General features: G+C 50.0%; 11 protein-coding genes. 2 read left to right on the top strand and 9 right to left on the bottom strand.

The window, feature by feature from the left end; genetic code table 11:
* Positions 1–94 precede the first annotated feature (94 nt).
* Together HWQ67_RS06635 and HWQ67_RS06630 are read left to right on the top strand one after the other, a co-directional pair.
* A complete protein-coding gene (locus tag HWQ67_RS06635; protein WP_218251895.1) occupies positions 95–1,267 on the top strand; it encodes a sensor histidine kinase in 1,173 nt (390 codons plus the stop codon).
* The gene (locus HWQ67_RS06630) at positions 1,264–1,668 is read left to right on the top strand and encodes a response regulator transcription factor (RefSeq protein ID WP_218251894.1); all 405 of its coding nucleotides are present in this window, start codon (positions 1,264–1,266) and stop codon (positions 1,666–1,668) included. The genes HWQ67_RS06635 and HWQ67_RS06630 overlap by 4 nt, the downstream gene beginning before the upstream one ends.
* Positions 1,669–1,702: 34 nt before the next feature.
* Here the strand turns inward: HWQ67_RS06630 and HWQ67_RS06625 are convergent, their stop codons facing one another.
* The 9 genes from HWQ67_RS06625 to HWQ67_RS06585 all read right to left on the bottom strand — a co-directional run bounded on the left by HWQ67_RS06625 (position 1,703) and on the right by HWQ67_RS06585 (position 11,107).
* Positions 1,703–3,988: a HEAT repeat domain-containing protein gene (locus HWQ67_RS06625; protein ID WP_218251893.1), complete on the bottom strand. Its 2,286-nt coding sequence runs from the start codon at positions 3,986–3,988 to the stop codon at positions 1,703–1,705.
* A 138-nt stretch (positions 3,989–4,126) separates the two neighbouring features.
* Positions 4,127–4,513: a cyclic nucleotide-binding domain-containing protein gene (locus HWQ67_RS06620; RefSeq protein WP_052567193.1), complete on the bottom strand. Its 387-nt coding sequence runs from the start codon at positions 4,511–4,513 to the stop codon at positions 4,127–4,129.
* 302 nt (positions 4,514–4,815) lie between these two features.
* Positions 4,816–6,510: an ABC transporter ATP-binding protein gene (locus HWQ67_RS06615; protein WP_218251892.1), complete on the bottom strand. Its 1,695-nt coding sequence runs from the start codon at positions 6,508–6,510 to the stop codon at positions 4,816–4,818.
* Positions 6,495–7,004, bottom strand: coding sequence for a TIGR00295 family protein (locus HWQ67_RS06610; protein ID WP_218251891.1), 510 nt, complete (start codon positions 7,002–7,004; stop codon positions 6,495–6,497). The genes HWQ67_RS06615 and HWQ67_RS06610 overlap by 16 nt, the downstream gene beginning before the upstream one ends.
* Positions 7,005–7,113: 109 nt before the next feature.
* Entirely contained in the window at positions 7,114–8,709 is a 1,596-nt protein-coding gene (locus HWQ67_RS06605; protein WP_218251890.1) for a DNA methyltransferase, read from the bottom strand.
* 268 nt (positions 8,710–8,977) lie between these two features.
* The gene (dapB, locus tag HWQ67_RS06600; protein ID WP_218251889.1) at positions 8,978–9,781 is read right to left on the bottom strand and encodes a 4-hydroxy-tetrahydrodipicolinate reductase; all 804 of its coding nucleotides are present in this window, start codon (positions 9,779–9,781) and stop codon (positions 8,978–8,980) included.
* A 27-nt stretch (positions 9,782–9,808) separates the two neighbouring features.
* The gene (locus tag HWQ67_RS06595) at positions 9,809–9,985 is read right to left on the bottom strand and encodes a DNA gyrase inhibitor YacG (protein ID WP_218251882.1); all 177 of its coding nucleotides are present in this window, start codon (positions 9,983–9,985) and stop codon (positions 9,809–9,811) included.
* Between the two features lie 245 nt (positions 9,986–10,230).
* Positions 10,231–10,746, bottom strand: a complete 516-nt coding sequence (locus HWQ67_RS06590; RefSeq protein WP_218251881.1) for a Gx transporter family protein — start codon at positions 10,744–10,746, stop codon at positions 10,231–10,233.
* Complete coding sequence (locus HWQ67_RS06585) at positions 10,730–11,107, bottom strand: NusG domain II-containing protein (RefSeq protein WP_218251880.1); 378 nt, start codon at positions 11,105–11,107, stop codon at positions 10,730–10,732. Before HWQ67_RS06585 ends, HWQ67_RS06590 begins: the two co-directional genes overlap by 17 nt.
* Between the last annotated feature and the right edge of the window lie 330 nt (positions 11,108–11,437).

Here is an 11,437-nt window from a genome sequence, read left to right as displayed (position 1 = left end):
ACCACAATCAACCGTGGTTGTCAGGATTTAAGCCACTTTTATCCCTTCATAATATGGCATTGTTACTATGCTTGAGCAACATGACCACGCTTGAATGGAGTGCTACCAGCTGGAGAGCAACTTAATAGAGAAAGAGCAACAGTTACATGCCGCATTTGACTTCAGCACAATTGGCATAGCCATAACCTCTGTTGAGAAAGGATGGATAGATGTAAATGACAGGCTATGTCGGATGCTCGGATATCCAAAGGAAGAACTGACCAGGATGACTTGGATTGAGATAACCCATCCGGAGGACATCGAACCTGATGTGACGTTATTTAATCAGGTGCTCGGTGGTAAAATGGACGGCTACGAAATGGAAAAACGCTTTATCCGAAAGAATGGCACCATAATATATACAAAGCTGTGGTTGAATTGCAGACGTAACGAAGACGGATCAGTGAGATATTTTGTAGTCTTACTGGAAGACATCTCCGAGCGTAAGGCATTAGAGGAAGAATTAAAAGAATTAACTGTCAACCTCCAGAGAAGGGTAACAGAGGAAGTCGAAAAAAACAGAGAAAAAGACCAGTTAATGTATGAACAGTCCAGGCATATAGCAATGGGTGAGCTGTTGGTCAATATTGGCCATCAATGGCGGCAACCCCTGACCGTCATAGGTCTCCTGGCTCAGGATGTACTGGATGCGTACTTACACAACGAGTTGAGCGAGGCATACATCAGGGAAAATATCAAGGCCATTACGGACGAACTGATGGGGCTGTCAAAAACCATAGACAATTTCAAGAGTTATTATATAGCAGATTCGCAAAAGACAACAAGCAAGATTGTAGATGAAATCAACAACACACTATCACTGATAGATGGCTATTTCAGGAGCAAAGGGGTAAAGATTTATAAGGAGTTTGCTGAGGGATTAACCGTAAATCTCTTTCCAAATGAATTTTCTCAGGTCATACTGAATATATTAAGCAACATAAAGGATGTGTTTGAAGAGAGGTGTATTACTGACGGTACGATTAAAATAAAGACATGTAAAGAACCCGACACTGATAAGACAGTGATAACTATCAGCGACAATGGAGGGGGAGTGAGTGAGGACATTATCGGTAAAATCTTTGATCCGTATTTTACCACCAAACATAAATCCAGGGGAACAGGGCTCGGCTTATACTTTGCCAGGGTTATTATAGAAAAGAGTATGAAAGGCAGTATTACTGCAAGAAATGTTAACGGGGGCTGTGAATTCAGAATAGAGATATGACAAACGAATCGATACTAAAGACATTAACGGTTCTCTACGTAGAGGACGACGAGTTTATAAGAAAGATGCTGGGGCGTTTTTTAAGACGAAGGGTTGCAGTTGTCTATGACGCAGGCAATGGCAAGGAGGGGTTAAATGCCTATATCGAACATCAAGATAAAATCGATATTGTAATAACGGATATAGAGATGCCGGTGATGAACGGAATCGAGATGATAGAACGGATATTTGCGATAAACAACTCCCAGCCAATCATAATCACCACCGCATACAAAGACGAAGAACATATGAGCGAAAAGGTCTGCTTAAACGTCATAAAGCCAATAGATGAAGAGATGTTGCTTAAGTGTATCATACATTGCGTAGAGACGAAGTCACAGCAGAAAGACGGGGCAAGTTAATCAAAAAGGCAGAAAGGTTCTGACAGTCAGATATTTAATTCCAGTTTCCTTCCTTGATTTCGTAGACTCTGTGCAGGCCTGTAATCCCCTTGAGTTCAAAGAGACCTATCAGTCTGCTGCTTATGCCTTCCATTTTGCTTGCCTCCTCAACGGCTGTTTCTGTTATAAAGATGCGGTCAACCAGCGGCATCTGTTCCTTGCTGATCCCGCCTGCTATGGAGATGATGTCTGAGGGTTTGACGCCTTCAACGCGGAAGGTCATGTTTGTGGCCACGCCAAGTCGGTCACCTTTGGCGTCCACCGTTGTTTCGCCGAAGTTGATGGCAAAACGCAACTGGATTATCTGTGTCTCATCGGCGGCCTTGTTGTGTATTGAGATGTCGCTGAGGACGTCTACGGCAAAGCGCACGGCGTTTTCCACCTTAGGAAAGGTTATCAGAAAGCCATCCCCGGTGCTCTTTAAAAACTGAAACCTCTGCTTCTTGGCCATCGGACGCACCACGTCGGTCAATATCCTCGTAAGTACGAGTGCAAATCTGTCACCGTACTTGTTAGCAATCCCCGTGGAATTACACAGGTCTATGACCAGTATGGCCTCGGAACGGATAGTGCCCTCTTCGGGGATTGTGTCAGGGACGCTCTTGATTATCGTTGTGTCATGAGGGTCCTTGCCGGTGAGTTCTCTTAACACCCGTGCCGCCTCCGTGACGACCTCTTCGTCTTCGTTGGCGTCGTTTATGCACTTCTTTATGACGGATACGGCATCAACCATCCTCAACTCCCCAAAGGCCTTAAGCGTCTCAATGCGCACGTGTTTGTTGGGGTCCTTAAGCAGCATCAGGAGCAATTCCCTGACGTCGGCGCCACCCATGGCGACAAGCGTTTGCGGTACGGCCATCCTTACCTCATCGGGGCTTTTTATGACGAATTTCTTAAGCAGTTTCAGCGATTCTTTCCTGACCTCTTCTTCGGTGGCTTCTTTGAGGGCATCGGGGTTATTTGTCAGAGACTCGACCATTTTTATCTGTCCAAAGGCCTTCAGGGCCTCCAGGCGTATTTGCTTTTTCGGGTGGCCAAGCATTGCTACCAGTGGGCGTACCACGTTGGGGGTACCGATAGTGCCAAGCGCCCGTGGAATGTGCCAGTTTACGTAGTCGTCGTCCATCTTTGCATACAGCGGGGCAACGGCACGCGGGTCCTTTATCAGCCCCAACGATATTATGGCCTTCTCCCTGACCCACCAGTCCGTATCGTCAAGGGCAAAAATCAGCGCCTCTAGTGCCAGCTTGTCCGGTACCTTGATGAAGAACTCAACCGAACACCTGCGCAGATTCTCGTCCTGGTCGTTTATCATTGCGATGAAGAACTTGACGATGTTTTCGCCCCGTATCTCCGATAACGCATCAGTGGCAATCTGCTTGACCCACCAGTCGGAGTCCCTCATGGCAGCAATGAGCACATCGATGGTCTTGGGGTCCTTTATACCATTGAGTACGCCAACGGCACACCGTCTGACGTTTACGTCTCGCTCCTTCATCAATTGTATGAGGTTTGGCACTATCGAGGCATCCCCTATGCGGATGAGGATATCCATTGCGGCCTGTCTGATCAGAATATCGACGTCCTTGAGGAGCTCTATGATGTGCGGCGCTGCCCTCTTGTCTCCCATGATGCCAATGGCTTCCAGAGCGGCCTTTCTCGTATAAGAGTCTTCCTCCAGTAGCTTGTGTATGAATAAATCAAGGCTTGCAGTGTCCTTCATTACACCCAGCATACGCATTGCCGTAATCCGGATGTTTAAAGACTTGTCTTTTACGGCCTCCCTGATCAGTTTCAGTGCGGAATCTCCGCCTATCTCTCCCAGTATGCTCAGGCAGCTTCGCTTAAACTCAACATCGCCCTCTGCATACATGGTCAGGAGTTTTGGTACACAGGCAGGGTTTTTAAACGCAAGCAGCAACTCAAGCGCACTGCTGCGTAACAGGGGGTTTGCCCCACGCAGGTATTCAACCAGATAGGGGATGGAGTCGGCCCTCCACTTCCTGGTGATGAGGTCCTTAGCGGCTACTCGCACAATATCCTGAGGGTCACCCAACAGGGGCATTACGTCGGCAATAAGATCCTTCGTACACAGGACATCCAGCAGACCCTTTATCTTATGAATCCGCATCTGGTTGTTTTTAAAGGCGTCTATTACACGTGGAAAGGCCTTACGGCCATAGGTTGCTATTTCGGTATACAGCCGTTTCTCTTCACTCTCTCCACTTGCTTCCTCCAGACTGTTTAGGAGTTTCTTTATTTTTATCCCTTCAAACAACATTCAAATTCCGATGACACCTCGTATTTACTGACCATCACCAACCCCGTTTTTGCCAAAACGCAACTCACACCCTATCCCCCTTCTAAGCTCACCATGTCTTGAATGAGACATATGATACAGTACCGGGGGTGACAAAGGCTACTTCTTGAGAATATGGTTCTCCGCCCTGAGACTCACAAGGGCAGAAGTCGTCTGCCTCAGACGTTCCACCAGGGTATAGAGGAGCAAACGAAACTCCTCGGAGGTCTTGCTTATCTCTTCCTCCAGGAAGTCCTTGTCGATGATACCCAGCACGACGTTGCCTTCGGCCACGGCTGAGGCCGAACGTGGTTGTCTGTCCAGAAAGCTCATTTCGCCAAAGTAGTCACCCTTTTCAAGATGGGCTATTTCGACAAGTTCACCCTGGATGGTCTTTATAATGCGCACCTTACCTTCAAGGATCAGATACGTACCTTCACCAAACGAACCCTCTTTCAGTATAACTTGGCCGTCTTTATAGCTCTGTTTAACCACAATCCTTCTCATCTCTTAATCCTTAAATGATAAATATGATATTCATATCTTTCATAGTATGATACCATAATGAATGAGTAAAAATAAAACGGGTGCATAAATTTTTCACGGGTAAAAGTAGCAATTGCAGGGTCAATCGGGTTACAAATTCATGTTATGCAGAGAACAAAAAAAGGCTTTACAGGTCTAAAAAAGATACAACGCATGTACTGTGGCCACACCATTACGGGGTCAAGGGGGCTGTGCTCCCTTGTGGGGTGGGTCTGAGGGAGGGCGGAGCCGCTCCTTTCTTGTACCCCTGTGTGTAAGGTGAGTTACAAATTGTGTACTTGCTGTAGTAACGGGTCTGAGGGATTTGTCACCGTGCGTACCGAGGCATTTTCTATGGCGATGACCCTGTCGGCGTTGCTGATGGTCGAAAGTCTGTGGGCGATGATAATGGTTGTTCTGTCTTTCATGAGTCCCTCCAGTGCCTTCTGTACGAGTGCCTCTGAGGCGTTGTCGAGTGATGATGTAGCTTCATCGAGGATCAGGATTGGGGGGTTTTTAAGCAGTGCCCTGGCTATGGCAATCCGCTGCCTCTGCCCCCCGGAGAGCGACAGGCCCCGTTCGCCAACAATGGTGTCAAAGCCCTCGGGCAGGCGCTCGATAAACTCTGTTGCATAGGCCATATCTGCCGCCCACTGTATCTGCTCAAAGCTGCACCGGGCATTGCCAAAGGCGATGTTTTCCCTGATCGTGTCGTTAAACAGGACGATGTCCTGGCTGACCGTGGCTATCAGTCCCCTGAGGGATTGGATGTCAAGCTCCCTGAGGTCAATGCCGTCGAGCTTTATGCTGCCTGCGCTGGGGATGTAGAACCGTGGCAGCAGGTTGACCAGTGTGCTCTTGCCGGTACCGCTGGGGCCAATGATGGCCAATACCTCGCCCTTTTTGATCGTGAGGCTTATGTCGTTTAACACGGGCGGATCGTCAGGGTTGTAGCGAAACGTCACCGACTCAAGGCTGATGCAATCGTTAAACCGGGCGATCTCAACCTTGCCCGTGTCTTCCACGGGAGTCTCCAGCACGTGATCAATCCGCTCAAGGGCCGCCCTGACACCCTGAAGCGTGGTGTACGCCTCGCCAATCAGCTTGGCGGGACTGAAGATAAGGTATATGGCCGTCAGGATGGAGGCAAAGTCCCCGGGCGTAATCTTGCCCGACACCACCTGCATGCCACCGTAGAACAACACCGAGCCAATGGCCAGACCGGTCATGAAGTCTACGACCAGCTTGTTGAGTTCCTTGTACTTTATGGCCTTGATGTTGTCCTTGTAGACGTCCATGGCAGCCCCGATAAATCGTTCATTTCGATAGGTCTCGCGGTTAAATACCTTGATGACCCTCACGCCGGTTATGGATTCCGATAGTCTGTGGGTCAGGAAAGACATGTTTTTCTGTGCCGCTGCAACTTTTTGTTTTACCTTTTTGCCGAGTTTCTTTGCACTGATGGCAAGCCCTGGCACCAGAAGCAGGCTTACCAGCGTCAGGTCCCATTTCCGGTAAAAGGCGATCCCAAGGAGGATGAAAATCTTGGGTATTTCGACAACCGTTGCCCTGATGACCTCGGATATGACCTTGTTGATGAGCGTGACGTCATTTAAGACTCTCGATATCAGCATCCCCGATGTTTCCTTATCAAAATACTCAACGGGCATGTAGATAATATGGTTGTGCAACCTGCTCTGCGTGTCCCTGATGAGGGCCAGACCGGCAGACTGGATCAGGTACTGTTGGCAGAAGTGCAAAAACCCCTTTGTCGCAAACAGCACGATGACGGCAAAGGGAAGCAGTTTCAGGTACTGGTACTTCTTGTCCATGAAGATGATGTCCATGGCGGGTTTGACCAGCCAGGCGATGGCAGCCATCACGGCAGATGCCAGCAGGCCGCACAAGAGCGCCAGGATCACCGTTGACCAGTAGGGTCGTGTGAGGGAGATCAGGCGGCGGATTAAGGTCTTATCCACGACTGTATCTCTTGATGCAGAGCCCTAAAGCGTTCCACTGCGGGGTGTTCGGCGCCAAGTATCCGCCTGATGTGTGCAATGGTCTCCTCAAAGCTCATGATGCGTGTGCCGCTTATCAGGGAATCGGCGCAGGAGATGAGCTTCTCCTCGCGGGTTATGGGGAAGTAGTCCTTGACGGGCAGACCAAGCTCCCGTGCCTCTTCTTTGGATATCCCGCTGCCGATGTGTCGTTCGATGATGTCTATGACGGGTTGCTCTATGCCCATGCTCGTGGCAATCCTCACGCCCTCAACGGCATGAGTGATATTGTGGGTCTTGCTCCTGCCGATGTCGTGAAGCAGCGCCCCACGTCTGACAAGTTCAGCGTCTATGCCGTCGATCCCACGGGCAATCGTTGTGGCAAGGGTCTTGACCGCCAGGCAGTGCTCAATCACGTTCCGGGCACATCCAGCCGCACTCAGCAGCGCAATCTCTATGTCGTCTCTGTTACCCATACACTATGAAGATACGGAAAAGAAAGAAAGGGGCGGCTCCGCCCCCCTTTAGAACCCCCTGCAAGGGGGCCAGCCCCCTTGACCCCGTTATGCTCAAGCCTAATGCTCATTAATTTATTTGTACCTTTTTCAAATGGAAGATTGTCTCTGAATACGCGCCCCTATCTTTTTCGGTGCGATTTAATACTGGACGTTTGTATCTGTTTACGATTTTCATTGCGGTACCCTCAGCAATTGTGGGATACATGTTGTATTTATCGTTTGCCACGAGAAAGATATCGTAATTTTCTGCCAGAAACCTCTTGCAGTTGTTTAAGACATCAACTATACCCTGCATGTAATCCTGCTTTGCCTGCCTGCCTTGTCCCTTTAAGAGGGGGCCGATCTCGAGGTCGTCTCTCCTGTCAAAGCCAAACAGGCCGTAGGCATAGGCATGTTGTTGGTGGTAGTCAATTAGTCCAACGTAGGGGGGGCTTGAGAAAATCCCCCTGAGCTTTTGCCTGTTTGCCAATTCCGAAAAAGCAGGGGCCTCCTTCCTAAGTTCCCCCAGGATATCCACTGTTCGGCTGTCTCCCGTCAGACAGACCTGGAAGGTGTTTGTCCTCAACTTGTCAAACTGCAACAGACGGTTAAGTGTGTCTTTGGTGTATGTCTGCCACCACTTGAGGATAGAAAAGAGCGGTTTACAAATCTTGCCGTGCTTGGCGCAGTAATAAGTCGCTGCTATCGGCTCAACTAAGGTTGCAAGGTCTGCATGGGTCGTCGATCTGCAGGAGCGCATAGTCCTGCTCATAATAACACTTACAATGTTTTTTATAACGGGGTCTTCTATTTTTTTTATTTCACCAGAGACAAACTGTATTTCGTCTCTGACGTGCTGCAAGTACCACTTGTCAAGGAATGTATCTGCCTGGTCTTGCCTAAGCTTTATGCTGTAATCCGCTACGAGTCGGTGAAATATCGGCAGAAACTCCTTCTCCTTTTCCGCTCCATACAGCGCCTCGTTGATCTCTGCACGCTTTACCCGATACTTGTAATCCGGGACGGGGAAATACCTGTTGTTAAACTCACAGAGCGCCTGCGTAAGCCTTTCATCAAACTCAAGTGTGTGTGAGTTGGAGAGAAAGCCCTTAAGCGCCGTGGTTATCCGGTCAATTTCGCCCCTGACGCCCTCTATGTCGTATCTGGTCAGTTTGCAGTTGGCAATCAGCGAGTTGAAGGCAGAGACGTCGATGCCAATTGCATGTAGCCCAAGCTCACAGGCCTGTACCAACGTTGTCCCGCTGCCGCAGAAGGGGTCAAGCACAATGTCGCCTCTCTGAAATACCGCCTCTTTCTTAAAGCTATCCGTGTGACTGTCCAGGAAGTACTCCACAAGCTGTGGGATAAATTTGCCCTTGTAAGGGTGCAGACGGTGTACGTGCTTGGTGGTTTCGGCCTCCTTGTACTTGTCAAAGGATAATGCCCAGTTGAGGTCTTCACCGAGTTGGTCATTCCAGGAAAGCTCTCTGCCGCCGTTGTACGACCTGTAGTAGTCTGCCAACTCCTGCCTGGATACCTTAGTTGTCCCGTTTTCTCCGAGCTTCTTAATAAGTCCATACTGGATCAGATAAGATATGTTTGAGGTGGTTACAGCCTTACCCAAGCGTGCCGTTGCCCATTCGCTGGCCTCTTTTATATTGAACAGATCGTCAGTGTCTATCATCGCCAAAACCTTACCTACCTACTTTGACATAGCCTGTTGTCGGATGTCAAGGATTAAAGAGCCAGGGCAATAGCAAAAGCAGGGGTCAAGGGGGCTGGCCCCCTTGCAGGGGGTTCTGAAGGGGGGCGGAGGGGGTGGGGCACCCCTGCCACAAACCGTCCCTTTCTTTCCTTCTTCTTAGGGGGGTGAACTATTACCAGGAATCCATGCCTTGTAACCGCGCAATAAAACTTACCTTGCCTTTTAAAGAGGATACCCTTCGTCTTTCTTATTTCAAGCCGAGTACGTCCTGCATGTCGTACAATCCTGCTGATTTGTCCTGAAGCCACAGGGCAGCCCTGAGCGCTCCGGCGGCAAAGGTGTCGCGGCTGGAGGCCTTGTGCGTGAACTCTATCCGTTCCCCGATGGCGCCAAAGAGCACGGTGTGTTCGCCCACTATGTCTCCGGCCCTGATGGTCTGTATGCCGATCTTGTCTCTCGTTCGCTCGCCAATCATCCCCTGCCGGGCATACACTGCCACATCGGCAAGGTTCCTGTCAATTGCCTGCGCTATAACACCGGCCATCTTCAGGGCTGTACCACTGGGGGCATCCTTCTTGAGACGATGGTGTGCCTCAACTATCTCTATGTCGTAGTCATTGGCCAGTACCGGCGCTACATCGGCTAACACTTTCAACAGCAGATTCACTCCCACCGACATGTTGGGCGACAGGACAATGGGGATACTGCCACTTAGCTCCCGTATCTGCCGCACCTGGTCATCGGTCAACCCCGTGGTGCCGATGACTATGGGCTTCTTTGACGCAACACACGCCCTTACATGCTCCAACGTCGCCTCCGGAGATGTGAAATCGATTACCACCCCCGCCGGCGATATGGTATCCCCGACGTTGTCCGATATCACAACTGTCGTCCCGGCCACCCCGGCCACCTCGCCAAAATTCCTCCCCACGGCACCGTGTCCGCACTTCTCAAGGGCTCCAACCAACTCTACCTGCTGATGTTGCAGGGCCAACACACCGATCCTCTGGCCCATCTTACCTGCAGCTCCAACCACCACTACCTTAAGCATAATTCCTCCGTTTTATTGATAAAGAATCTAATCCTCTGAATCGCTAGTCTCGTCTCTGTTGTTTACGGGCTTTCCTGGTATCCTGTATGACTCATCAACCCACGAGGCCAGGTCTAAGAGCCTGCATCGCTTTGAACAAAACGGTCGATGAGGATTACCTTCCCACTTTTCTTGTTTGCCACAAGTAGGGCACTTTACATCCATATCGTAGTATTGTACTCCTTTCGGGTTTTTTTTTGGTAGTCCTGCAGGGGGGACTACAGGGCAATCGCATTTGAGAATTTTTATTAGGTGTTGATAGTTTAGCTTTGTTGAAAATCAAACCTTCGCAGGAAGGGGTCAAGGGGGCTGGCCCCCTTGCGGGGTGGGTCTGAGGGAGGGGCGGAGCCGCCTCCCTTCTTTCTTTTCTTAGGAGTGAATTGTTGTTATACATGTTTCTGCTCTCTTGCTTAGTTGTGCAGAACAGACTTTGTTTTCAGGTACTCCAGGACAAAGATGCAAAACATACCGTTTACGCACCCGGTTATCGTACCCAAAAACAGGATCAACGGAGCGATGACCAGCATGGAGTACATGTTGGGGAGAAACAGTGCATATGCAACAACAATCTGCCCCACGTTATGGAAAAACGCCCCTATCAGACTCAACCCAAGCGGACTAAATGTCCTTGGCACTGTCCTGTGCACCATCCCCATGGACAACACACTGAACACCCCCCCCGAAAGACTCAGGATAAACGCCGGCCCCAAAAACGTCCCAATCACAAACGAACCCACCGTGACCCTGATGAGCGTTACCGTCAAGGCCACCCTGAATCCGTACATGAGCATTGCCACGAGGGTTATGATGTTGGCAAGTCCAAACCTCAGCCACGGCACCGGTGTTGGTATCAGGCGTTCAAACCCATGCAGCGCCAGGGCGTAGGCGGCAAGCAGCGCTATTGTGTACTTATCCCGTTGTTGCATCGATCTCCTGCTTTCTGTGCATACGCTTATGGACGGATATTACCATCCTGTTGGGCAGACATATGATGGCGCCCCTGTCTATCCACCCCTGCCGCACGCAGAGCTTGTTGGGACAATCGGCGTCTTTAATCCGCACCCTGGAAGCCTTTATCTCCACCGTCATAGCCCCGATGCGCAACTCCCTGTCCGTGTCCAGGGACAACCTGTAGACAACCTTGTTGTTGACCTCGATGGTGACCTCAGACCCCCTGGGCATCACGGCAGAGACAAAGACGGTTGCAGCGGCAGTTATCGCCAGCAGGATGCACAGCAAGACAAGGTCGGCTGTCGTGGCGTGCTTAATGAGTAGTCGCAGGTTCAAATCCGGTCTTCACTGCCAAAACGGTTTTAAAAACACTCATCGTTACTTTTGTTGACATTGTTGCACTCACCGTTAAGTATAACCGTCGGGGTTACATACGGTCAATAAGCAAGAGAGCATAAACATGTATACTGAAATGACGCAGGTTTTTTCAGGCATGATATTTGAGTGTGAAATAATGGGGTCAAGGGGACTTCTTCGTGGCCGGGGTGCCTCGCCCCTCCCCTTGCGGGGGGTTCTGAAGGGGGGCGGAGGGCATAGGTGTTAAGTTAAGCATGATACCTCCAGTACCTCCAAGTCTTTTAGTGTTAATTTCTTAGGTTTAGGCGT

Source organism: Candidatus Magnetobacterium casense, from assembly GCF_019173545.1.
Taxonomy (GTDB): domain Bacteria; phylum Nitrospirota; class Thermodesulfovibrionia; order Thermodesulfovibrionales; family Magnetobacteriaceae; genus Magnetobacterium; species Magnetobacterium cryptolimnobacter.
Note: the sequence above shows the minus strand (reverse complement) of the source record. Positions and strands in the feature narration are given on the sequence as shown.